This window comes from Aurantimonas marina, assembly GCF_017183135.1.
GTDB lineage: Bacteria > Pseudomonadota > Alphaproteobacteria > Rhizobiales > Rhizobiaceae > Aurantimonas > Aurantimonas marina.
In genome coordinates, this window is the sequence record NZ_JADDXW010000022.1 from 1 (window position 1) to 21,546 (window position 21,546).

A 21,546-nucleotide genomic window follows, 5' to 3' on the forward strand; every position below is an offset into this window, starting at 1 on the left:
CATTATACCAACTCTCGGATTGTATGACTCGTAGGGGATTTTCGGCGTATCCCTCCGGCAGGAACCGCCTTGCGTAGATGAGGCAAGATCGCTGTTTTGCGGCGTGGTGTGGCAACCACGGTGCAAACAGCGAGGATAACCACGTGGCCTTCCAACAAATCGATATGGATCGAGATCGAGGGCGACGCCGGACCTGGCCGACTTCATTCAAGGAACAGGTGGTTCTGGAAACACTGGTGCCGGGCGCCAGCGTCAGCGCGATCGCCCGTCAGCACGACATCGATACGTCCCTGATTTACCGATGGCGGCGTCAATGTCGCGTTGAGAAGGTCGATGACGTTGGCGGGGGACGGTTCCTCCCCGTCGCCATTTCCGACCGGGTGCCCGAAACACCTGGGAAGACCGAGGTCGCCACCCGGACAGCGGGACGACCGAAGTCTCGGCGATCGCGAGCCTCGCGGATCGAAATCGAACTCGCCGGTGGCCGGACGATCCGCGTTGACGCAGGTATCGATGCTGAAGCGCTCGCCCGCATTCTCGATGTTGTGGATCGTCGCGGATGATCCCGGTTCCGAGCGGCGTTCGGGTTTGGCTGGCGACTGGCCATACCGACATGCGCAAAGGATTCCCGGGCCTGAGTTTATTGGTCCAGGAGACACTGAAGCGTAATCCGAACAGCGGTCACATTTTTTGCTTTCGGGGCCGTCGTGGCGATCTGATCAAGGTGATTTGGCACGATGGCCAGGGCGCCTGCCTGTTCACGAAGAAGCTGGAACGCGGCCGGTTTTTATGGCCGTCTCCGGCGGATGGCGCGGTGACGATCACAACGGCGCAGATGGGTTATCTGCTTGAAGGGATCGACTGGAGAAATCCCCAGAGAACCTGGCGTCCGCTGACCGTCGGATAGGCGAAAAGCGTTGCATTGCAGGGGGTTTATGGCAGAATCAGTTTTGTCACGAACTGCTTCGAGTTCCGTCCATGACCGCCTCGCCGGACGATATCGCTGCCTTGAAGACCGCCTTGGCGGCGGCTGAACGGCGCGCCGATCTTGCTGAGGCAGAAGCGGCCCGGGGAAAGGCGACAGCTTCAAATGCCGAGGCGCTGATCGCCCATCTGACGCTGACGATCGAGAAGCTGAGGCGCGAGCTTTACGGCAGCCGATCGAAGAGGAAGGCTCGCCTTCTCGATCAACTCGAGATGCAGCTGGAAGACGCTCAGGCGGCCGCGACCGAGGACGAACTGGCCGCGGAAGAAGCGGCGGCAAAGACCACGACGGTCAAGGCCTTCACGCGCAAACGTCCTTCGAAGAAACCGTTCCCCGAACACCTGCCGCGCGAGCGCGTCGTCATCCCCGCGCCAACATCGTGCCCGTGTTGCGGTTCGGGTCGCCTGTCAAAGCTGGGTGAGGACGTCACCGAGACGTTGGAGGTGATCCCGCGGCAGTGGAAGGTCATCCAGGCGGTTCGCGAAAAGGTCTCTTGCCGTGAATGCGAGAAGATCAGCCAGCCGCCGGCGCCGTTCCACCCGACATCCCGTGGCTTTCTTGGGCCGAACCTCCTCGCCATGGTGCTGTTCGAGAAGTTCGGTCAGCATCAGCCGCTGAACCGCCAGTCCGATCAATACGCCCGTGAGGGTATCGATCTCAGCCTGTCGACGCTCGCCGACCAAGTCGGCGCCTGCGTCCATGCCCTGCGCCCGCTCCACGGCCTCATCGAGGCTCACGTCTTGGCCGCCGCGCGGCTGCACGGCGACGACACCACCGTGCCGATCCTGGCAAAGGGCAAGACGGTGACGGGACGGGCCTGGGTCTATGTCCGGGACGATCGGCCCTTCGGTGGCCAGGCACCGCCGGCGGCGCTGTTCTATGCCTCCCGCGATCGATCGGCCGAGCATCCCGAGCGTCATCTCGTCGGCTATGGCGAAATTCTGCAAGCCGATGCGTATGCCGGCTATGGCCGCCTTTACGACGCCGACCGAAGTCCTGGCCCGGTGATGGAAGCGCTCTGTTGGGCGCATTCGAGACGGAAGTTCCCCCGGGTCTGGCCTCCGGCCAGCCCGAGGACATGCTTCGAGCTCGCCGACATCGCCAAAAGCGCCCGGCGCGGAAAGAACGCGGTGCCGATCTCGCCGCTGGCGCTGGAGGCGGTCAAGCGCATCGACGCGCTATTCGATATCGAGCGGGAGGTGAGCGGCCGCTCGCCTGACGAAAGGCTTGCGGCCCGGCGCGAAAGGAGCATGCCGCTTCTGGTCGATCTGGAAGACTGGATGCGCACCGAGCGGGCGCGCCTGTCGCGCCATGCGCCTGTCGCCAAAGCCATGGACTACATGCTCAAGCGCTGGGACAGCTTTGCCCGGTTCACGACCGACGGCCGGATTTGCCTCACGAACAACGCCGCCGAACGCGCAATCCGCGGTCTTGCCCTCGGGCGCCGCTCATGGCTCTTTGCCGGTTCGGATCGTGGCGCGGATCGGACCGCCTTCATGCTGACGCTCATCGCGACGGCCAAGCTCAACGATATCGACCCGCAGGCCTGGCTCGCCGATGTCCTCGCCCGCATCGCCGACATGCCGCAAACTCACCTCGGCGAACTCCTGCCGTGGAATTGGCGACCGCGCCAGGAGATCATGGCGTCGGCCGCGTAAACAGCGCTCGGAAAAGCCCCTCCGATCGCTGAAGACCTTCATCCGTCAGCATCACCGACTTTGCCTTGTTCGCCGGATCCGTGATCATTCCCTTCCGATGCAGACGGTCGGTCACTTCCCAATCAAAACTCTTCCAGGCACGCTGATCGCCGTGCAGCGTCAACCACAAAAGCGCCAGAACAGCATCATCGATCTTGTCGTTATCGATCTCCATTCGCTCAACTTAACACCGCAACCGCGACCCGCCGCGGTTCAGGCCGGATGGATACTTTTCGGCGGGGAACTGATGTGATTCATTGGGCGAACAGGAGGATGTCCGCCATGGCCACGCCGGTTCCGCTTCGCTCTGACTTCGATACGAGCACACTTCGCCAGGCTGCTCGGCCTTCTCGGGACGCATCTCAAACCCGCCGGCTTTTGGCACTGGCGATGATCTACGAGGGCGGCACGCGCAGCGATGCGGCCAAAGTCGGAGGCGTGACGCGCCAGATCGTGCGGGACTGGGTCGTGCGTTTCAACGCCGAGGGCCAGGACGGTCTCCTGGACCGCAAGTCGCCCGGCGCGCCCTCGCGGCTAGGGCCGGACGAGCGGCAGGCTCTGGCGGGCAAGCTTGAGGCGGGCCCGATCCCGGCCGTCGACGGGGTGGTGCGCTGGCGGCTCGTAGATCTGGCGCAATGGGTGTTCGAGGAGTTCCGCATCCCCATAAGCGTACAAACGCTGAGCCGCGAACTGCGGGCCATGGGCTACCGCAAACTCTCTGCCCGCCCCCGCCATCACGCGCAGAACGAGTTCGAACTCGACGCTTTTAAAAGGACTTCCTCACCGCGCTGGCAAAGATCGCGGCGAGCGAGGCCGCCGGCAAGCCCGTAGAAGTCTGGTTCCAGGACGAGATGCGGGTGGGCCAAAAGAACCCGATCACCCGCCGCTGGGCAAAACGGGGAACGCGACCCGCGGCTCCCAGAGACCAGCGCACCGCCTCGGCCTACCTGTTCGGGGCGATCTGCCCAAAGCGGGGCGCGGGCGCCGCACTCGTCATGCCCCGCTGCGACACCCATGCCATGGCATGTCATCTCGCCGAGATCTCCCGCAACGTCGCGCCTGGCGCCCACGCCGTCGTCCTGCTTGATCAGGCCGGCTGGCACATGACGCCGAAGCTCCCCATCCCCCACAACATTACCTTGATGCCGCTGCCGCCCAAGGCGCCCGAACTGAACCCGGTGGAGAACCTCTGGCAGTTCATACGCGACAACTGGCTTTCGAACCGCATCTTCCAATCCTACGACGACATCCTCGACCATGCCTGCCGCGCTTGGCGAAACATCGAAGCCCAACCCTGGCGCATCATGTCCATCGGAATGCGCCAATGGGCTCATGGGTTCTGATCAATGGGAGTTGGTATAAAGTGTTGTTCGCCAAACAATACTGAAGTTTTTCTTGTTTTTATTGATTTTGATCAAGGCTGATGACAACCGGAGATGTTTCATTGCCTGCGTCGCACTCACGCATTTGGATGAAGAGGCAGGCAATGAAGAAGATCATGGTGGCGACGGATTTCTCCGAGAGATCCGATCGGGCGCTGCGGCGTGCGACACTGCTTGCCAAACGCATCGGCGCGGCACTCTTCCTTGTTCATGTCGTCGATAACGACCAGGCGCGACGCATCGTGGAAAGTGAGCGCGATATGGCACGTCGCCTCCTGCATGAGATGGCGACGACCGTGAAAGATGTCGACGGTGTAGTCTGCGGTACCCGGGTAGTCCTCGGCGCGCCGTATGCAGGCATAGCTAACGCTGTGGAAGAGATTGCACCGGACTTGCTTGTCATCGGCCCCCATCGGCGGCAAGCGCTCCGGGACGTGTTTATGGGTACAACGGCAGAGCGCACAATTCGGACGGTCGCTTTACCGGTTCTAATGGTGAACGCTTCCCCCGCTGGCCCTTATCGCCATGCAATGCTGACCACCGACCTCTCCGAAGGCGCGCGTCGCGCTGCGCGGACCTTCCTCGCGCTCAACATCGATCGTGAAGCGAAGGTTTCGATCCTTCACGTGTTCGACGCGCCAGCCCTCCGTCTAGCCATGAGCCACGCGATGCCGAAAAGCGACAAAGAGCATTACCTCGAAGGAGAACGGAAGAGCGCGGCGCGGGCGCTTTCGGAATTCGTGCACTTCACCGGCATAGGACCCATCACGCAAATCGTTTACCACGACAAGACCACGCCTGCGCAGGAGATTCTCAATGCCGCAAAGGCCGGAGGGGTGGACTTGATTGTCATCGGAACTCACGGTCGGAGCGGTCTTGCTAGGTTTTTTCTCGGTAGCGTGGCCGAGCATGTGCTCCGCAACGCCGATCGCGATGTTCTTGCAGTGCCGTCAACGATGGCATGAATACAATCTTTGTATTTTGGGCAGCATGGGTGTTTTGAAAGTGATCGCGACATGAATTTTTAGGCCTCGCGTCGTGAGGAAGGAGCCGCCGCCTGAGCGTCAACATATCCGTCACCCGTCTCGAAGGTCGGCTCGACGACGGCGCGCTAGCCGTGCCAACGCCGGAGCAAAAATGTGCCAGGCGATATCATGAATAGGGTCCCGATCGGGGCACCCTCATGACGTTTCGCGCTTTTCCGCCTTTCAGTCCGGCTGATCGTTCCCGGTGCGGTGGGCTTGCCAGCCTGACGAAGCCGGTAGCTCTCGCCGTTCATCTCGAGAATGAGAACGAGGTGCGTCAAGCCATCCAGAAGCGCCGGTCGGCCATTCGCTCCCGAAGACGCTCCCCCATTCGTCCAATGGCAGATGAGATGTAACGATGGTAGAGACCCGCTCGTAAGGCGGGGAGAAGACCTCGAAGAGCAGGGGCTCCGTGGAACCACAGGACAGGCCCCGGGACGGTCTTGGCGCTGTCTTGGCTCATCGGAAAATCGCGCCGTTATCGCAAGAATCGAATGCTGTCGATCGCCACGTTCAGGTCGTGATCGTCTCCTGGCAATCCATGGGCATCACCGCCCTTCTCGCCCTTCGCTCGACGCCGCACCGCCGGCGAGCTCAACGATCTCCGCAGTGATCTGTTCCTGGCGCACATGCCGGAATGTCGCCCGCAAAGCGCCGAGCTGCCGATCGATTTCGCGATGCGCCGCGGCCATCGCCGTCATGCGTGCCTGGTTTTCCGCGGCGAAGGCGTGCAGCGCGATCTCGCAGAACAGAGCATGCAAGTATTCGGCAGTGAGATCGGCCAGGAGCTTGCGGGCCGGCAGATTGAGGATCGGTGGCTCCCTGTGCTCAGCCCCCGCAAAGGTGGTCGGGTCGAGCGGCAGGAGAAGTCGACGAACGATGGTCGACTCGGCCTCGGCGGACCCATCGGCGAAGACCGCTGTCACGCGTTCGACTCCTTGTGTCCCGATCCTTCGGTAGAGCGCGCCGCAAATGTCGCTGGCAAGCTTCGGAATGCCGGCCGAATGGGAGGGCATTGGGCTGGTCCATTCGGCCACGATGCCGCGTTCGATGGCATGGGATATTCCGCGCGTGCCGACAAGAAAGAGCACCGGCGCCGGCACGTCGTCGGCGATGGTCTCCAACACACGCTCGTTGAAGGCTCCGGCGAACCCCTGCTCGGCGCCGAAGACGACGATCGCTGCCTTGCTCGTCCCGCCGGGCGAAGGCGGCGCCTCGGCGGAAACGAGAGCCAACACCTGAACAAGTCCCGCCACGATCGTTCGGGAATAGGCGTCGACCGCTTTGAGCTCGTCGCGCGCTTTCTGCACCCGGCTTCCGGCGATCCCTCGCATGGCGTTGACCACGGTGCCGAGATGGCGGATGCCCTCGATGCGGGCAGAGACGTCGGCGAGCCGTTCGCTCATGAGGGCGCCGCGGTGGTTTTCCGGGCATCGACCTCGCGCACGATTCTCCGCATGATCTCGAGGAGCGCTGCATGGCCGTCGGCGTCGAGCATTCCGCTTTCCTCGATCTGCCGGACCGCATCCGGGGCGCCGTGGTCGAGCCGCGCCGCGATCGCTCGACGCAGCGCCGGCACCCGTTCCAGCGGCAGCCCGTCGACGAGCCCCGCCTGCACGGCGCCGACCAACGCGACTTCCTCGGCAAGCCGAAGCGGGTGATACGGTCGCTGGCCGAGGATCGCGCGGATCCGCGCCCCACGGGTCAAGCGATCGCGCACGCGTGCGTCCGGCAGGCCGCCGAAGCGCGTGAACATTTCCAGTTCGAGGAACTGGGCGTAATCGAGGCGCATCGTTTCCGCGGCCTCCCTGAGGGCGCGCGCTTGCGTCTTGCCGCCGACGCGGCTGACACTGGTGCCGACATCGACCGCCGGCTTCTGGCCTTCGTTGAACAGCCGGGTATCGAGGACGATCTGTCCATCGGTGATCGAGATCAGATTGGTCGGGATGTAGGCACTGAGATTGCCCGCGTCGGTTTCGGCGATCGGCAGCGCGGTGAGCGAACCGCCGCCCCTGTCCCCAGACAGCATGGCGGCGCGTTCGAGCAGGCGAGCATGGACGTAGAAGATATCCCCCGGATAGGCTTCCCGGCCCGGAGACTGGTGGGTCAGGAGCGCGATCTCGCGATGCGTGGCGGCGTGCTTGGAAAGATCGTCGATCACGACGAGCGCGTGCTGGCCGCGATCGCGAAAATATTCGGCGATGGTGAAGCCGGCAAAGGGCGCGATCCATTGCAAACCGGGCGAGGTCGCCGGTCCTGCTACGACGATGATCGTTCGCTCGAGCGCACCGTGGGTCCGGATCGCGTCGATCGCCCGGCGGACATTGGCGCTCTTTTGACCGACGGCGACATAGATCGAAATCATGTCGCTCGCCTTCTGGCTGATGATCACGTCAAGCGCCACCGTCGTCTTGCCGGTCGCGCGGTCGCCGATGACCAGCTCGCGCTGGCCGCGGCCGAGAGCGAACAGCGCGTCGAGGACAAGGATTCCCGTTTGGACAGGCCGGGTCACGGCGGCGCGCTCGACGATTGCTGGAGCCGGACATTCGATCGGCTCGTTGCTCTCGGCTGAAACCGGGCCCATGTCGTCCAAAGGCCGGCCGAGCGGATCGACGATCCGGCCGAGCAATCCAGGCCCCACCGGCACCCGCACCACGTCGCCGGTGCCGGTAACGGTGTCGCCAGCTTGAACGCCGGCCACATCGTCGAGAAGGACGCAGCCGATACGGTCCTCGTCCAGCGTTTGGGCGAAGCCGAACCGCCCGTCCTTGAACGCGAGCAGTTCGTCCAGTCGCGCGTCGGGAAGGCCGGAGATCAGTGCAATGCCGTCGCCGACCTCTTCGACCCGACCGATCTGCCGCGCCTCGGGACGGAGCATGGCGGCGTCGAGACGTTGGCGCGCGCGCCGACGCCAGGCCTCCGGCCCCCGTTCAGTCGCGGACGTCATGGGAAAGCTCCGTCAGGATGCGGTCGAGATCGGCGCGCCAACTGTTGGTCACCAGGATATGCGATCCATGCAACTCGAGGCCGGCGATCAGCTTGGGATCGGCCGTGAAGTCGAGTCTCGGATTACCGCCCAGCACCTCGGCGAGACGCGTCCGGACGCGCTCCCTGTCTTCGTCATCGAGAGGACTGGCACTGACCGCCTGGAAGGTCGCCCCGTCCCGTGCAAGGTTGTGACGGGCATGGTCGGACAGACGGCCTATCTCCGCGACCAGCGAATCCAGGAATGCCTCCCGCAAGGCCTTGTCGTCCAATCTGGACACCAGGCGCCGGGCGATGTCGACGGCGAGCCGGGAGGCGTGCTCGGCCCAACTTGCGCGGCTCGCCTCCTCTTCTTGCGCAATTTCCGCCCTCGCCCTGTTCCGCAAGGCGCCTGCCTCCGCTTCGGCCTTCGCCAACACGTCCGCACGGATTTTTTCGGCGGCGGCCTGCGCCTCCGCGACCATCCGCCCCCGCTCCTCGGCAAAGCCCGCTCGCGTCTTTTCGATCTCGGCGAGGGCCGCTCGCGCCTTGCCGCGCTCGGCCTCCGCCTCGGCCAGCGCCCCGGCCGCCGCCTTGCGCCGCGTTTCGATCATCGCGGCGAGCGGCCGCCAGAAGAAGCGCGCCAGGAGCCAGACCAGGATCAGGACGTTGACGGTCTGGATGCCCAACGTCCACCAGTCGATACGCATGGGCAATCAGAGCAACAAGGGGTTGGCGAAGAGCAGGAGCAGCGCCACGACCAGGCAATAGATCGCCATGGTCTCGATCATCGCCAGACCGACGAACAGCGTGCGGGAGATCGTGGCGGACGCTTCGGGCTGTCGGGCGATGGCGTCCATTGCTGCGGCGACCGAGCGCCCCTCGGCGAGGGCCGGTCCGATCGCACCGAAGGAGACCGCGATCACCGCGCCCAGAATGCTTGCGAGCGCTAGCCAATTCATTGTGGAGCCCTTTCCTTGGTCTTCGTGGGAGCCGGGCGTCCGTCGTTGACGGCTCCGGCGATGAACACCGTCGCGAGGACGGCGAAGATGTAGGCCTGGACGGCGCCGGTCAGGAGATCGAGCGCCATCAGTGGGATCGGGACGAGTAGCCCGGCAAGCGACAGGACGATGCCGATGACGAAAACCCCGCTCATGATGTTGCCGAAGAGGCGGACGAGCAGGGAAAAGGTGCGTGTGATGCTCTCGACGAAGTTGAGCGGGATCATCAGGACACTCGGCGACGCGAAGCTTTTGAGATAGCCGCCGACGCCCCCTGCCCGGACGCCGAACCAGATCACCGCTAGGAAGACCAGCAGCGCCAACGCCGCGTCGGTTTCCAGATTGGCAGTCGGCGGCTCGACACCTGGCACCAGCGAGGTCCAGTTGGCGAAGAGAATGAAGACGAAGAGCGTACCGATAAAGGCGCGATAGTCATCGGGCTCTGCCTGCATCGTTTCGCGAATCTGCCCGTCGACCGTCACGACAACAAGTTCCAGCGCCGCCTGAAGCGACGACGGCACGAGCGACAGACGACGAGACACCGTCATGCCACCGGCGGCGAGCAGCACCATCAACGCCCATGTTACGAGGATCGGCTCGGTGATCGGGACCGGGCCAAGCTGGAACATCGCTTCGGTGGTCAGCGGCGAGTTCATTCGGCGAGCCTTCGGACACGGCGCATGACGAAGGCGCGGCCGCCGAGCAAGCCGATCGTCATCGCGAACAGGGCCGGCGCGCCGTGGAGGCTGGCCAGCGTGAGCGCTCCGACAAGCAGCGCGAATCGCGCGATCGCCACGGCCCCAGTCGGCCAAAAGGACATGCCGCTCGCGAGCCGCCTTGCCTGGTGCCAAAGGGCCGAGAAGTGGGCCAAGCCGAGGGCGAAGCCGGCCGCGAGGAAGCCGAAAAGTTCCATCGGCGTTCGCCAGTCCGTCATCTGGGCGGTATCGATCAGGGTCATTGCCCATTCATCCATTTCCAGGCCGACCAGCAGCCGATGCCAAGACCGATCATCAGCAACGCCCCGGTGATCGTCAGCCCCGACTCGAACATCCGGTCGAGCCAGCGACCCACGAAGAGGCCGATGAGGGTCGGCACCACGATGATCCAGCCGAGCACGCCGATCTGCGCCAACCGCTTCGCCACGGTCGGCTCGCCCTCCCGCAGCCATTGGCGGTGGCGCTCGCCTCTGACGCGGACGGTCTCAGCCAAGTGGTTGACCTGCTCTGGCTCGGCTGGCTTGTCCTGCTTATCGCGCCGCACGTTCATGACGCGCCTCCCGGCAAAGACGCCGCGCCGGGCCGCAGATGCCGCATGATTTGCCGGATGGCCGCGAGCTGCAGACGCGTGCTGTCGACATACTCCTCACGCTGGGTCTCGATGTCGGTCTCGAACTTCCTGAGAACCGTATCGTGCAGCGTCGTCAGATCGTCACCGGGGATTGCCTCGCGCGTCGCGATCGTGACCTCGCGGCCACCGTCCACGGCGAGCACTCCGCGGCGCACCGCGCAGTGGTGGCGGCGCCTGGCTGCGTCGGTCCAACTGACGACGGAAATGGCGAGGACAGTCAGAAAATCCGCGTGGCCCGGCAGAACGCCGAAGCTGCCACTCGGATCCTCGGCGCGGATCGACAGCACATTGTCCTCATCGACGACGACGGCAAGCGGATTAAGGATTCGCAATCTCACGACACCCGCTCCTCGCTCTTGCTCCTGGCCGCCGCTTCCTTCTGCCGGGCGTCATCGAGCGTGCCGATCATGTAGAGGGACTCTTCCGCCCAATCGTCCACCTCTCCTTCCAGGATCGCTTTGACGCCCAGGAGCGTATCGGCGCGGCGGACGCTGCTGCCGGGCGTGCCGGTGAAGGCCTCGGTCACCACGAAGGGCTGGCTCAGGAAACGTTGCAGGCGCCGCGCCCGTCCCACGATCTGCCGGTCCCCAGGCCCAAGTTCCTCGGTGCCGAGAAGCGCGATGATATCCTGGAGCTCCTTGAACCGCGCGAGGGCCTGACGCGCCTGTTCGGCCAAAGCGTAGTGCTCTTCGCCAACGATCGAGGGATCGAGCAGAACCGAGGACGAGGCGAGCGGGTCGACGGCCGGATAGAAGCCTTCGGCGGCGAGCGTACGCGACAGTACGATGACGCTGTCCATATGCGTGGAGATCGCCGTGACCGCCGGGTCGGTGAAGTCGTCGGCCGGAACGTAGACCGCTTGAATAGCGGTTACCGCGGCGCCGGCGATCGAGGCGATCCGCTCCTCGAGCGAGGCCACCTCGCTCGCCAGCGTCGGCTGATAGCCGACCCGAGACGGCAGCCGGCCAAGAAGGCCGGAGACCTCGCTGCCCGCCTGGAGAAAGCGGAAGACATTGTCCATCAGGAGGAGGACATTCTTGTGCTCTCTGTCGCGGAAGTCCTCGGCGATCGTCAGCGCCGTCAGCGGCACGCGCCAACGGGCGCCCGGCGGCTCGTTCATCTGGCCGTAGACGAGGACGGTTCGCGGCAGGACTCCCGATCGGCGCATTTCGGCGAGGAGCTCATGCCCCTCGCGCGAGCGCTCGCCGATGCCCGCGAACACCGAAATGCCCTGGTACTTCTTGACCATCGCGTGGATCAACTCGGTGACGAGCACCGTCTTGCCGACGCCCGCCCCGCCGAACATCGCCGCCTTGCTCCCATGCGCCAGCGGCGCCAGGAAGTCGACGACCTTGATGCCGGTCTCGAACAGATGGCTGCCGGAATCGGCTTTCGCGGCGAGCGCCGGCGGTGGATTGTGGATGCCACGCCGTTTCGTGTCCGACGCCAGGGGCGGACCTCCATCGCGTGCGATGCCGACGACATCGAGAAGACGCCCGAGCACCGCGTCGCCGACGGGGACGGTGATCGGCTCTCCGGTCGCGCGGACGGGAACGTTGCGTTGCAGTCCGGCGGTCGCCTGCAGAGCAATGGCGCGAACCGTGCCACGATCGACATGGCTGTGTACTTCCAGGATCAGCGGTTCGCCGCCATCGCGTTCCACAACGAGGGCGCTATCGATCGGGGGCATCTGCGCCCTTGGGAAGCGCACGTCGATGATGGCGCCGCGAACCGCGATCACCGTGCCTGTCGCCCCTTCATCCTGCATCGCGGCCTCAAATTCCCGGGGCGGCGGCTGTCCCGGCGCGGCGCATACGCGTCCGCGGGGTCCGAACCCGTTGGGAGGCACTCTAGGCTACAGCGCACCAGCGGCCTTTGACTCCGATCAACGACTGCACCATCCGCTTCCGCGGTGTCGTTTGGGAAGACGTACGCGGTGTTGCGGCGTTACGGCCGGAGGCGATCAGGCCGCGGCGCTGGAACGAAGAAACCCATCCATCCGCGCCAGCGCCTTGCGGATGTTGTCCTCGGAATTGGCATAGGACAGCCGGACATAACCCTCGCCAAGAATGCCGAAGTCCGGCCCGCCGATCAGCGCGACTCCGGCCTCCTCCAGGAGGGCCGAGGCCAGCTTCTTGGCCTTCCAGCCGGTTCCGGAAATGTTCGGGAAGGCATAGAACGCGCCCTTCGGCGTCGCGCAGGTCACGCCCGGCAGGACATTCAGCCCCTCGACGACGACCCGGCGGCGGCGGTCGAAGGCGGCCATCATCGCCGCGACATCGTCCTGCGGCCCGTCGATCGCCGCAATCCCGGCGAACTGGCTCGGCGCGTTGACACAGGACCAGCAATTGACCGCCAGCTTGCGGATCTTGTCGGTGAGCTGGTCGGGCCAGATCGACCAGCCCATGCGCCAGCCGGTCATCGCCCAGGTCTTCGACCAGCCGTTCAGCACGATCAGCCGATCGCGGAGTTCCGGGAAGGTCAAAAGCGAGCAATGTTCCTCGCCGTCATAGGTCATGACGTCGTAGATCTCGTCCGACAGGATTGCCACGTCCGGATGATCGGCGAGGCCTTTCACCAGCTTCTCGATCTCGGCCCGCGGAGTCACACCGCCGGTCGGATTGGCCGGCGAGTTCAGGATCAGGAGCCGCGTCCGGGGGGTGATCAGCGACAGTGTTTCGTCGGCGGAGAAGGCAAAGCCGTTCTCCTCGCGCACCGGCACCGGCACCGGCGTCGCGCCGGTGTATTCGATCATCGAGCGATAGATCGGAAATCCCGGATCTGGGTAGAGGATCTCGGCGCCCGGCTCGCCGAACATGACGATCGCCGCATACATGGTCGGCTTGCCCCCCGGCAGGATCACGATGCTTTCCGGCGAGACCTCGACGCCGGTGGTCGTCAGCGTTCGCCGCGCCACCGCCTCGCGCGTCGCCAGCAGGCCGGTTGCCGGCGTATAGCCGTGGTGGCCGTCACGCAGCGCCTTGATCGCCGCTTCGACGATATGATCCGGGGTGCGAAAATCCGGCTGGCCGATGCCGAGATTGATGATGTCCTTGCCCGCGGCGCTGAGCGCCGTCGCGCGGGCGAGCACAGCGAAGGCGTTCTCTTCGCCGATGCGGTCGAAGCCTGAAATCGTATGAAGCATCGTGGTCTCTCGGAAGGGCGTGGCGCAAAACCGTGGCTCTCGACGCGCGTTCCCGCGCCGGGATTTGCGACCACTGCCTATGCCATGCCGGCGCCGAAGTCGAGTTGGAGCGCCTTGCTGCGGCAGGGACCGACGCTCCGCATCGCCTCACAGGCAGGCGCGGATCAGGTCGCGGGTGTTCTCGGCCGTCATCGTGACCGGATTGCCGCCGGTGCTGGGATCGCGCAGCGCCATCTCGGTCAGGCGATCGACGTCGGGATCGACGACGCCCAGCGACGTCAAATTGGCGGGGATGCCAAGCTCATCGGTGAGCTCGCCGACGAAGGCGTCGAAACCATCGAAACCGCCTGCGATGCCAAGATAGGCCGCCGCCCGTTCGATCCGCGCTTCGATCGCCTCGCGGTTGAAGGTCAGCACCGGCCGCATGACGACGGCGTTGGTGGTGCCGTGATGGGTGTGATGGAGGGCGCCGATCGGATGGGAGATCGCATGGATAGCGCCGAGACCCTTCTGGAAGGCGGTCGCGCCCATGGCGGCGGCGGCCATCACCTGGGCGCGGGCCTCGACGTCGGAGCCGTCGCGGAAGGCGCGCGGCAGATAGTCCTTGACCAGGCGCAGGCCTTCCAGGGCGATCCCCTGGCTCATCGGATGAAAATGCGGCGAGCAATAGGCCTCCAGGCAATGGGCGAAGGCGTCCATGCCGGTTCCGGCGGTGATCACCGGCGGCATGCCGACGGTGAGCTCGGGATCGCAGATGACCATCTGCGGCATCAGCTTGGGATGGAAGATGATCTTCTTGGTCTCGGTCGCCGTGTCGGTCAGGACGCCAGCGCGGCCGACCTCCGAACCGGTTCCCGCCGTCGTCGGCACCGCGATGATGGGAGCGATCACGTCGGCCTCCGCACGCGTCCACCAGTCGCCGATGTCCTCCAGATCCCAGACCGGGATCGACTGCCCGGCCATCAGCGCGACGAGCTTGCCGAGATCGAGACCCGAGCCGCCGCCGAAGGCGATCACGCCGTCATGGCCGCCGGCGCGATAGGCCTTTACCCCGGCGTCGAGATTGGCGCCGTTCGGATTCGGGTCGACCTCGGCGAAGATCGCCCGACCCAGTCCCGCTTCCGCCATCAGGTCGAGCGCGCGGGCGGTGACCGGCAGCTTGGCCAGGCCCCGATCGGTGACCAGCAGCGGGCGCGCGATGCCGGCGGCCGCGCAGGCGTCGGCAAGTTCCGCGATGCGTCCGGCGCCGAAACGGATGGCGGTGGGATACGACCAATTGCCCCAGAGCTTCATGGGTCAGGCTTTCTTCAGATGATAGGATTTCGGGCGGGTCACGCTGCGATAGCCGAGCGTCGACAGCGCCGCGCCGCGGCCGGTGTCCTTGCAGCCGGTCCAGCAGAGCGCCGGGTCGAGATAGTCGCAGCGGTTCATGTAGATCGTCCCGGTCTCGATCTGGCGGCCGATCCGCTCCGCCGCGTCGGCGTCGCGCGTCCACAGCGACGCGGTCAGGCCGAAGGGCGAATCGTTCATCAGCGCGATCGCTTCCTCATCGGACGACACCCGCATGATGCCGACGACGGGGCCGAAGCTTTCGTCGCGCATGACGCGCATGGAATGATCGACGTCGATCAGGATCTGCGGGGCGAGATAGGCGGTGTCGCCAGTATCGGCCGGAAACAGCGTCGGATCGATCAGCGCCTTCGCACCGGCGTCGATCGCCTCCTTCACCTGGGTCCGAACTTCGCGCGCGAAGCGGATATTCGCCATCGGCCCGAGCGTCGTTTCGGGGTCAAGCGGATCGCCGAGACGATAGGCTTCGACGATCTTGACCGCCTTCTCGACGAAGGCGTCGAAAAGCTTGTCGGCGACATAGATCCGTTCGATACCGCAGCAGCATTGGCCGGAATTGAACATCGCGCCGTCGATCAGCGTCTCCACCGCCGCGTCGAGGTCCGCGTCCTCGCGGACATAGCCGGGGTCCTTGCCGCCGAGCTCCAGCCCGACGCCGGTGAAGGTGCCGGCCGTGGCGCGCTCGATCGCGCGCCCGCCGCCGACCGAGCCGGTGAAGTTGACGAAGTCGAAGGCGCGTGCGCCGAGAAGCTCGGCGGTCGTCTCATGGGTGACGTGGATCGCCTGGAACAACCCGTCCGGCAGACCGGCGGCTCGGAACGCTGCCGCAAACCGGTCTCCGGCGAGGATCGTCTGCGTCGAATGCTTCAGCACCACGGCGTTGCCGGCGGCCAGCGCCGGCACGATCGTGTTGACGGCGGTCAGATATGGATAGTTCCACGGCGCGACGACCAGCACGAGGCCGAGCGGCTCATAGGCGATGAAGCGGCGAAAGGCTTTGGAATCCTCGATCACCGTCGGCGCCAGCGCATCCTTCGCCAGCGCGGTCATGTGGAAGGCGCGTTCTTTCACGCCGCCGATCTCGCCGCCGTAGCGCACCGGCCTGCCCATCATCCGGGCGAGTTCGGGGACGATCTCGTTGTTCATCGCCTCCAGCGCCGAAATCGCCCGGTCGACGATCGCGACACGCTCGGCGAGCGGTCGCCCCGCCCAGTCTTTCTGGGCCGTTCGCGCGGCCTGAAGGCGAGGCGCCAGCGCCGCCGCGTCCTCGGTCTCCCGGCGCACCAGAACGCTGCCGTCGATCGGCGAGATACAGGTCAGTTCGCTCATCATAGCCTCTCAGGCGCGCTCGAAGCCGCGCCGGACTTCCCAGTCCGTCACATGGAAATCATATTCGTGCTGCTCCCACCGGGCGGCATGCACATAATGGTCGACGACCTCGTCGCCGAAGGCCCGTCTCAGCATCGGGGATTGGTCGAAAGCCTCGGTCGCGGCGCGAAGGGTCGAGGGGACATGCCGCATTCCCTCGCGCGCGCCATAGGCATCCCCCTCGAAGGCCGGTTCCAGCGCCAGCTTTTCCTCGATCCCGGCGAGCCCGGCGGCGATCTGGCCGGCAAAGGCCAGATAGGGATTGAGGTCCGAGCCGCCGACCCTGCACTCGACCCTGACACCCTTGGTGCCGGCGCCGCAAAGGCGATAGCCGGCGGTGCGGTTGTCGAGGCTCCACACGGCCATGGTCGGCGCGAAGGTGCCGGCGACGAAGCGTTTGTAGGAATTGATGTTGGGCGCGAGCAGCAGGGTGACCTCGTCGGCGTATTGCAAGAGCCCGGCCAGATAGTGCCGCATCAGTTCCGACATGCCGTGCTCGGCGTCAGCGTCGTAGAAGGCGGGCTCGCCATCAAGGGTCTGAAGCGATTGATGGACATGGCTGGACGAGCCGGCGGAGGCATCGTTCCACTTCGCCATGAAGGTCGCCGCGCGGCCCTTGGCCCAGGCGATCTCCTTGACGCCGTTCTTGACGATGACGTGGTTGTCGGCGGCGGTCAGCGCATGATCGTATTTGACGTTGATCTCTTCCTGACCCGCCGAGGCCTCGCCCTTCGAGCATTCGACCGGGATGCCGGCGCCGTAGAGGCCATTGCGCACGGCCCGCATGACCTCCTCTTCCTTGGTCGTCTGGAGGATGTGGTAGTCCTCGTTATAGGCGCTGACGAGCGAGAGATCGCGATAGCCGGCGCGCTCGGCGGCCGCGAAACTGTCCTCGAACAGGAAGAATTCGAGCTCCGAGGCCATCGTCGGCCGCAGCCCGATCGCCTCCAGCCGGGCGATCTGGCGCTTCAGGATGGCGCGAGGCGAATGGGCGACCGGCGCGTGGGCGTCGTGGTCCTCCACGTCGCAGAGGACAAGCGCCGTAGCTTCCAGCCAGGGCACGCGGCGCAGCGTCGACAGGTCCGGCCGCATGACATAGTCGCCATAGCCCGCCGCCCAGCTCGTCGCCTTGTAACCCTCGACCGTGTTCATTTCCATGTCGGTGGCGAGGAGATAGTTGCAGCCATGGGTCTCCTCCCAGGCGCTCTCGACGAAGAACGCCGCGTGGAAGCGCTTGCCCATCAGCCGCCCCTGCATGTCCACCTGGACAGCCAGAACCGTGTCGATTTCGCCGCTCTGAACGGCCTGTTTCAGTTCGTCGAAGGTCAGTTTGCCGGGCATCGGTGAGACATGTCGCAGCTGGAGTGAGGGAGCCGCGGCGCCGATCGTGGCGCCGCGGCCGGGTGAGGTTCTTCCGACTCGCTACGTGTAGCGGTAGGGCTTGCCGGCCTTGGCCATCACGTCGTTGTACTCGCGGAAGATCTTCACCACACGGGCGGTACGCTCGCTGGTCGCGGCGATCTCGTCCCAGAACTTGATCGCCTCGGCTTCCACCGTCGCCCATTCCTCTTCCGGGATCGTGGTCAGCTTCAGTTTGTCGCCGTTGACACGCAGCTTGGCCTCGCCGCCCCAATACCATTGCTGGCGGAAGTAGTGGGAGGAATCCATCGCCAGCTTCAACAGCGTCTTCAGGTGATCCGGCAGCTCGTCGTACTTCTCCTGGTTGGCGAAGAACGAGCCGCACCAGGCGCCGGAGATGTTGTTGGTGAGGAAGTAGTTGGTCACGTCGGCCCAGCCGACGGTGTAATCCTCGGTGATGCCGGACCAGGCGATACCATCGAGTTCGCCGGTCTGCAGCGCCACTTCGACATCTTCCCAGGGCAGCGTCACGGGCACGATGCCGAAGCGGGTGAGGAAGCGGCCGGCCGTCGGGAAGGTGAAGATCCGCTTACCCTTCAGATCCTCGAGGCTGTTGATCGGCTCCTTGGTGGCGAAGTTGCAAGGATCCCATGAGCCGGCGGAGAGCCATTTGACGCCCTCGACCTCGCCATAGGCCTCTTCCCAGATTTCCTTCAGCCCGTACTGCTCGAACAGCACCGGCACGTCGAGGCTGTAGCGGGTCCCGAAGGGGAAATAGCCGCCGAACACCGAGATATCGACCGGCGCGGCGATCGAATCGTCGTCCGACTGGACCATGTCGATGGTGCCGCGCTGCATGGCGCGGAACAGTTCGCCCGTCGGCACGAGCTGATCGGCGAAGAACAGCTCGATTTCCATCTGGCCATTGGCCGCCTTGTTGAAGTCGTCGACCATGCCCTTGACGACGAATTCGGCCAGCGCCGGGCCGGCATAGGTCTGCAACCGCCAGCGGATCGGCGCGCTTTGGGCGTGAACGGCCGGGGCGGCGAGGGTCGAGGCACCGGCCGCCGCCGTCACGACGCCCGCCTTCTTGAGGAAATCGCGTCTGTTCGTCATGTCGTCGCTTCCTTCTGTTGCGGCCCGGTCAGGCCGGTTGCACGGGTTTCCGCCCGCCTGTTTTCGCCGGCCAGCGTGGTCAGCGGCCATTGGCGTAAGTGAATTCCGGCAGCCACAGCGCGATCTGCGGGAAGGCGGTGACGATGCCGAGGCCGACGATCATGATGCCGACGAACGGCCAGACCGAACGGTAGATATCGGACAGCGAGATTTCGGGCGGCGCCATCGCCCGCATCAGGAAGAGATTGTAGCCGAAGGGCGGCGTCATATAGGCGATCTGGCAGGTGATCGTGTAGAGGACGCCGTACCAGACGAGGTCGAAGCCGAGGGCGCCGACCAGCGGAATGTAGAGCGGCGCCACGATGACCAGCATGGCCGTGTCGTCGAGGAACATGCCAAGCAGGATGTAGGAAATCTGCATCATGATGAGAATCTGCCAGGGCCCAAGCCCCAGATCCTCGGTGAAGAAGCTGTCCAGCGCTCGCGACGCGCCGACACCGTCGAAGATACTGCCGAAGGCGAGCGCCGCCATGATGATCCAGAAGAACATGCAGGAGATGAGGAGCGTCTTTCGCACCGTCTCGTGCAGCACATGAAGGGTCAACCGACGCTTGACCAAGGCCGCGATCATCGCCGCCACCGCGCCGACGGCGGAGCTTTCCACCAGGCTGGTGACACCCATGACGAAAAGGCCGGTCATGGCGAAGAAGATGAACAGCGGCAGGATGCCGGCCTTGAGCAGACCGATCTTCTGCGCGCGGGTGATGTTCTCGCGCTCTTCCAGCGGCAGGACCGGGCCCAGCCTGGGATTCGCCCGGCAGCGGAGGTAGATATAGACGATGAACATCGCCGCGATCATCAGCCCCGGAAAGACGCCGGCGAGCCAGAGCTGGCCGACCGGCTGGCGGGCGATCATGCCGTAAAGAACGAGGACGACGCTCGGCGGCACCAGGATGCCCAGGGACGACCCCGCCTGGATAACCCCCGTCACCATCACCTTGTCGTAGCCGCGCCGCAGCAGTTCCGGCAGCGCGATCGTCGCGCCGATCGCCATGCCGGCAACCGAGAGCCCGTTCATGGCCGAGATCATCACCATCAGCCCGATCGTCCCGATGGCGAGGCCGCCGGCCGTGCCGCCCATCCAGACGTGGAACATGTGGTAGAGATCGTCGGCGATACCGCTCTCCGACAACATGTAGCCCATGAAGATGAACAGCGGCAGCGTGAGCAGCGGATACCATTTCATCAGCTTCATCACGGCCGAGAAACCCATCTCCGAACCGCCGTCGCCATAAAGAAAAAGCGCGGTCACCACCGCCACGCCACCGATGACGCCGAAGACGCGCTGGCCGGTCAAAAGCATGACCATCATGCTGGCGAACATGACGATGGCGATCATCTCGTAGCTCACGAGGCCGCCCCCCGCTCGGCTTCGTCCGGTTCCCCGCCACGCGGGTGATCGAGCTCGTCCTCGCGCGGCAGCCGCTCGACCCCGGGCAACACAATTCCCCGCGCTTCGGCGACGTTGCGGATCAGCATCGCAATGGCCTGAAGCAGCATCAGCACGATGCCGCAGACCATGACGATCTTGATCGGCGCCATGTAGGGCCGCCAGGACGAATAGCTCCGCTCGCTGTATTCCAGCGCATAGGCCGTGGATGAGATGCCTCCGTAGAGGAGGATGCCGAGATAGAAGATCAGGAGAAGGATCGTGACCGCGTCGACACTTGCCTGCGTGCGTGGTGACCAGCGCCCGTAAGCAAGGTCCATGCGGACATGGGCGCCCATCTTGAGCGAGTAGCCACCGCCGACCAGGAAATAGGCCACCATCGCGAACTGGGCCATCTCCAGCGTCCACAGCGATGGCAGGAAGAAGGTCTTGGTGATGGTCGAATAAAACAGGATGCCGATCATCGCGAAGATCGAATACATCGTGACGAGGCCCACCCAACCGCTCACCCGGTCGATGAATCGGACATAGGCGGCCAGCCGCCTCATAGCGCCGACCCCTTTGGCGCGTCGGCCGTGAGCGAGGCGTGGGCGCGCGAGACCCAGGCGGTCAGGCGTTCCGCAATATCGCCCACATCCTCGGGAGTAGCGATCAGGTCGTTGCGGATCTCGATCATCGCATTGGCCATCCCATGCGGAACCGCGTGGGCCGCCAGCGTGTGCATGACCCCGTCGGCCGGACCGTATGGCTCGTTGCGGCGTATGTCGAGCGAGCCGTCTGCGGCATCGAGGATGGCGTCGGCGAGGCGCCGGTCACTGTCGTGCAGGATACCGATTTCCACGGACCGCCGCTCGCCGGCATAGATCGGCGTGAAGGAATGGATCGTCAAAAGCACGGGGTTGGCATGGGTGGCGCGATGCCGCGCGACGGCCTGCGCCAGCGTCCGCTCGAACGGCCGATAGAAGCGTTCGACCCGGTCGGCCCGCGCCGCCGCGCTCAACCCCGTATTACCGGGAATCTCGTGGATTTCACTGCGGGCGGGAATGGCGTCGCCGGCATCCGGCGGCCGGTTGCAGTCATAGACGAGGCGCGACACGGTCTGCGCGACCAGCGGCGCGTCGAACATCTCCGACAGATGCCGTGCCACCGCCAGTGCTCCCGGGTCCCAGGCGGCGTGGCTGGCTTTCGTCGCCGCGCCGATGCCGAGATCGCCGAACTCGGCGGGAATCGCGTTCGAGGCATGTTCGCAGACCAGCAGAATGGCGCCGGCGCCGTCCGGATTGATCACCTCGACCGTTTGGGTGCGCGAGCCGTCGGACGGTTCTTCCAGCGTTGCGCTCCCTTCGGACAAGGCGTT

The 21,546-nt window shown here is 64.9% G+C and carries 24 protein-coding genes; 5 read left to right on the top strand and 19 right to left on the bottom strand.

Translation table 11 applies throughout. The features are described 5' to 3' along the window. Window positions 1-77 precede the first annotated feature (77 nt). From tnpA to tnpC, 3 genes are all read left to right on the top strand, one after another. Window positions 78-563 carry an IS66-like element accessory protein TnpA gene (gene tnpA, locus ING15_RS17660; protein WP_206456170.1) on the top strand — a complete coding sequence of 162 codons (486 nt, stop codon included), beginning with the start codon at window positions 78-80 and terminating at the stop codon, window positions 561-563. Continuing rightward, window positions 560-907 carry an IS66 family insertion sequence element accessory protein TnpB gene (gene tnpB, locus ING15_RS17665; protein WP_206456171.1) on the top strand — a complete coding sequence of 116 codons (348 nt, stop codon included), beginning with the start codon at window positions 560-562 and terminating at the stop codon, window positions 905-907. Before tnpA ends, tnpB begins: the two co-directional genes overlap by 4 nt. 71 nt (window positions 908-978) lie before the next feature. Further along, the gene (gene tnpC / locus ING15_RS17670) at window positions 979-2,643 is read left to right on the top strand and encodes an IS66 family transposase (protein WP_206456172.1); all 1,665 of its coding nucleotides are present in this window, start codon (window positions 979-981) and stop codon (window positions 2,641-2,643) included. Here tnpC and ING15_RS17675 read toward each other — a convergent pair. Next, the gene (locus ING15_RS17675; RefSeq protein WP_206456173.1) at window positions 2,624-2,857 is read right to left on the bottom strand and encodes a DUF6429 family protein; all 234 of its coding nucleotides are present in this window, start codon (window positions 2,855-2,857) and stop codon (window positions 2,624-2,626) included. The genes tnpC and ING15_RS17675 overlap by 20 nt on opposite strands. 107 nt (window positions 2,858-2,964) lie before the next feature. Between ING15_RS17675 and ING15_RS17680 the strand changes: the two genes are divergently transcribed. Together ING15_RS17680 and ING15_RS17685 are read left to right on the top strand one after the other, a co-directional pair. After that, window positions 2,965-4,025 (top strand): IS630 family transposase gene (locus tag ING15_RS17680; protein WP_206456174.1). Its coding sequence is split into 2 segments (ribosomal slippage): window positions 2,965-3,496 and window positions 3,496-4,025, totalling 1,062 coding nucleotides; the frame shifts between segments, so codons are not numbered across the junction. A gap of 143 nt (window positions 4,026-4,168) precedes the next feature. Further along, entirely contained in the window at window positions 4,169-5,029 is an 861-nt protein-coding gene (locus tag ING15_RS17685; protein WP_206456175.1) for a universal stress protein, read from the top strand. Window positions 5,030-5,272: 243 nt separating this feature from the next. Here the strand turns inward: ING15_RS17685 and ING15_RS17690 are convergent, their stop codons facing one another. From ING15_RS17690 to ING15_RS17775, 18 genes are all read right to left on the bottom strand, one after another. Further along, window positions 5,273-5,518, bottom strand: coding sequence for an ATP-binding protein (locus tag ING15_RS17690; RefSeq protein WP_408628708.1), 246 nt, complete (start codon window positions 5,516-5,518; stop codon window positions 5,273-5,275). A 119-nt stretch (window positions 5,519-5,637) separates the two neighbouring features. Next, window positions 5,638-6,495 (bottom strand): F0F1 ATP synthase subunit gamma, encoded by an 858-nt coding sequence (locus ING15_RS17695; RefSeq protein WP_206456176.1) that lies wholly within the window; start codon window positions 6,493-6,495, stop codon window positions 5,638-5,640. Next, the gene (locus ING15_RS17700; protein WP_206456177.1) at window positions 6,492-8,036 is read right to left on the bottom strand and encodes a F0F1 ATP synthase subunit alpha; all 1,545 of its coding nucleotides are present in this window, start codon (window positions 8,034-8,036) and stop codon (window positions 6,492-6,494) included. Before ING15_RS17700 ends, ING15_RS17695 begins: the two co-directional genes overlap by 4 nt. Further along, window positions 8,020-8,763, bottom strand: coding sequence for a F0F1 ATP synthase subunit B (gene atpF, locus ING15_RS17705; RefSeq protein ID WP_206456178.1), 744 nt, complete (start codon window positions 8,761-8,763; stop codon window positions 8,020-8,022). The genes ING15_RS17700 and atpF overlap by 17 nt, the downstream gene beginning before the upstream one ends. A 6-nt stretch (window positions 8,764-8,769) precedes the next feature. Next, window positions 8,770-9,015 carry a F0F1 ATP synthase subunit C gene (locus ING15_RS17710; RefSeq protein WP_206456179.1) on the bottom strand — a complete coding sequence of 82 codons (246 nt, stop codon included), beginning with the start codon at window positions 9,013-9,015 and terminating at the stop codon, window positions 8,770-8,772. Then, complete coding sequence (locus tag ING15_RS17715; RefSeq protein ID WP_206456180.1) at window positions 9,012-9,710, bottom strand: F0F1 ATP synthase subunit A; 699 nt, start codon at window positions 9,708-9,710, stop codon at window positions 9,012-9,014. Before ING15_RS17715 ends, ING15_RS17710 begins: the two co-directional genes overlap by 4 nt. Further along, window positions 9,707-10,012: an N-ATPase subunit AtpR gene (locus ING15_RS17720; RefSeq protein ID WP_206456181.1), complete on the bottom strand. Its 306-nt coding sequence runs from the start codon at window positions 10,010-10,012 to the stop codon at window positions 9,707-9,709. The genes ING15_RS17715 and ING15_RS17720 overlap by 4 nt, the downstream gene beginning before the upstream one ends. Then, a complete protein-coding gene (locus ING15_RS17725; RefSeq protein WP_206456182.1) occupies window positions 10,009-10,320 on the bottom strand; it encodes an AtpZ/AtpI family protein in 312 nt (103 codons plus the stop codon). Before ING15_RS17725 ends, ING15_RS17720 begins: the two co-directional genes overlap by 4 nt. Further along, complete coding sequence (locus tag ING15_RS17730) at window positions 10,317-10,739, bottom strand: F0F1 ATP synthase subunit epsilon (RefSeq protein ID WP_206456183.1); 423 nt, start codon at window positions 10,737-10,739, stop codon at window positions 10,317-10,319. Before ING15_RS17730 ends, ING15_RS17725 begins: the two co-directional genes overlap by 4 nt. After that, on the bottom strand, window positions 10,736-12,169 hold the full coding sequence (gene atpD, locus ING15_RS17735; protein ID WP_206456184.1) for a F0F1 ATP synthase subunit beta: 1,434 nt from the start codon (window positions 12,167-12,169) through the stop codon (window positions 10,736-10,738). The genes ING15_RS17730 and atpD overlap by 4 nt, the downstream gene beginning before the upstream one ends. 195 nt (window positions 12,170-12,364) lie before the next feature. After that, entirely contained in the window at window positions 12,365-13,546 is a 1,182-nt protein-coding gene (locus ING15_RS17740; RefSeq protein ID WP_206456185.1) for a pyridoxal phosphate-dependent aminotransferase, read from the bottom strand. Window positions 13,547-13,693: 147 nt separating this feature from the next. Beyond that, window positions 13,694-14,839 carry an iron-containing alcohol dehydrogenase gene (locus ING15_RS17745; RefSeq protein ID WP_206456186.1) on the bottom strand — a complete coding sequence of 382 codons (1,146 nt, stop codon included), beginning with the start codon at window positions 14,837-14,839 and terminating at the stop codon, window positions 13,694-13,696. 3 nt (window positions 14,840-14,842) lie between these two features. Then, entirely contained in the window at window positions 14,843-16,225 is a 1,383-nt protein-coding gene (locus ING15_RS17750; RefSeq protein ID WP_206456187.1) for an aldehyde dehydrogenase family protein, read from the bottom strand. A 9-nt stretch (window positions 16,226-16,234) separates the two neighbouring features. Continuing rightward, window positions 16,235-17,605, bottom strand: a complete 1,371-nt coding sequence (locus ING15_RS17755; RefSeq protein WP_206456188.1) for a glutamine synthetase family protein — start codon at window positions 17,603-17,605, stop codon at window positions 16,235-16,237. 81 nt (window positions 17,606-17,686) lie between these two features. Continuing rightward, the gene (locus tag ING15_RS17760; protein WP_206456189.1) at window positions 17,687-18,739 is read right to left on the bottom strand and encodes a TRAP transporter substrate-binding protein; all 1,053 of its coding nucleotides are present in this window, start codon (window positions 18,737-18,739) and stop codon (window positions 17,687-17,689) included. 79 nt (window positions 18,740-18,818) lie between these two features. Beyond that, window positions 18,819-20,150 carry a TRAP transporter large permease gene (locus tag ING15_RS17765; protein WP_206456190.1) on the bottom strand — a complete coding sequence of 444 codons (1,332 nt, stop codon included), beginning with the start codon at window positions 20,148-20,150 and terminating at the stop codon, window positions 18,819-18,821. Next, window positions 20,147-20,737, bottom strand: a complete 591-nt coding sequence (locus ING15_RS17770; RefSeq protein WP_332873856.1) for a TRAP transporter small permease subunit — start codon at window positions 20,735-20,737, stop codon at window positions 20,147-20,149. The genes ING15_RS17765 and ING15_RS17770 overlap by 4 nt, the downstream gene beginning before the upstream one ends. After that, the gene (locus ING15_RS17775; protein WP_232845855.1) at window positions 20,734-21,540 is read right to left on the bottom strand and encodes an N-formylglutamate amidohydrolase; all 807 of its coding nucleotides are present in this window, start codon (window positions 21,538-21,540) and stop codon (window positions 20,734-20,736) included. The genes ING15_RS17770 and ING15_RS17775 overlap by 4 nt, the downstream gene beginning before the upstream one ends. Window positions 21,541-21,546 lie beyond the last annotated feature (6 nt).

What these genes read in the sequence shown, in the direction of transcription:
- tnpA (WP_206456170.1), top strand. Translation starts at nt 78, where the DNA reads ATGAGGCAAGATCGCTGTTTTGCGGCGTGGTGTGGCAACCACGGTGCA.
- tnpB (WP_206456171.1), top strand. Translation starts at nt 560, where the DNA reads ATGATCCCGGTTCCGAGCGGCGTTCGGGTTTGGCTGGCGACTGGCCAT.
- tnpC (WP_206456172.1), top strand. Translation starts at nt 979, where the DNA reads ATGACCGCCTCGCCGGACGATATCGCTGCCTTGAAGACCGCCTTGGCG.
- ING15_RS17675 (WP_206456173.1), bottom strand. Translation starts at nt 2,857, where the DNA reads ATGGAGATCGATAACGACAAGATCGATGATGCTGTTCTGGCGCTTTTG.
- ING15_RS17685 (WP_206456175.1), top strand. Translation starts at nt 4,169, where the DNA reads ATGAAGAAGATCATGGTGGCGACGGATTTCTCCGAGAGATCCGATCGG.
- ING15_RS17695 (WP_206456176.1), bottom strand. Translation starts at nt 6,495, where the DNA reads ATGAGCGAACGGCTCGCCGACGTCTCTGCCCGCATCGAGGGCATCCGC.
- ING15_RS17700 (WP_206456177.1), bottom strand. Translation starts at nt 8,036, where the DNA reads ATGACGTCCGCGACTGAACGGGGGCCGGAGGCCTGGCGTCGGCGCGCG.
- atpF (WP_206456178.1), bottom strand. Translation starts at nt 8,763, where the DNA reads ATGCGTATCGACTGGTGGACGTTGGGCATCCAGACCGTCAACGTCCTG.
- ING15_RS17710 (WP_206456179.1), bottom strand. Translation starts at nt 9,015, where the DNA reads ATGAATTGGCTAGCGCTCGCAAGCATTCTGGGCGCGGTGATCGCGGTC.
- ING15_RS17715 (WP_206456180.1), bottom strand. Translation starts at nt 9,710, where the DNA reads ATGAACTCGCCGCTGACCACCGAAGCGATGTTCCAGCTTGGCCCGGTC.
- ING15_RS17720 (WP_206456181.1), bottom strand. Translation starts at nt 10,012, where the DNA reads ATGACCCTGATCGATACCGCCCAGATGACGGACTGGCGAACGCCGATG.
- ING15_RS17725 (WP_206456182.1), bottom strand. Translation starts at nt 10,320, where the DNA reads ATGAACGTGCGGCGCGATAAGCAGGACAAGCCAGCCGAGCCAGAGCAG.
- atpD (WP_206456184.1), bottom strand. Translation starts at nt 12,169, where the DNA reads ATGCAGGATGAAGGGGCGACAGGCACGGTGATCGCGGTTCGCGGCGCC.
- ING15_RS17740 (WP_206456185.1), bottom strand. Translation starts at nt 13,546, where the DNA reads ATGCTTCATACGATTTCAGGCTTCGACCGCATCGGCGAAGAGAACGCC.
- ING15_RS17745 (WP_206456186.1), bottom strand. Translation starts at nt 14,839, where the DNA reads ATGAAGCTCTGGGGCAATTGGTCGTATCCCACCGCCATCCGTTTCGGC.
- ING15_RS17750 (WP_206456187.1), bottom strand. Translation starts at nt 16,225, where the DNA reads ATGAGCGAACTGACCTGTATCTCGCCGATCGACGGCAGCGTTCTGGTG.
- ING15_RS17755 (WP_206456188.1), bottom strand. Translation starts at nt 17,605, where the DNA reads ATGCCCGGCAAACTGACCTTCGACGAACTGAAACAGGCCGTTCAGAGC.
- ING15_RS17760 (WP_206456189.1), bottom strand. Translation starts at nt 18,739, where the DNA reads ATGACGAACAGACGCGATTTCCTCAAGAAGGCGGGCGTCGTGACGGCG.
- ING15_RS17770 (WP_332873856.1), bottom strand. Translation starts at nt 20,737, where the DNA reads ATGAGGCGGCTGGCCGCCTATGTCCGATTCATCGACCGGGTGAGCGGT.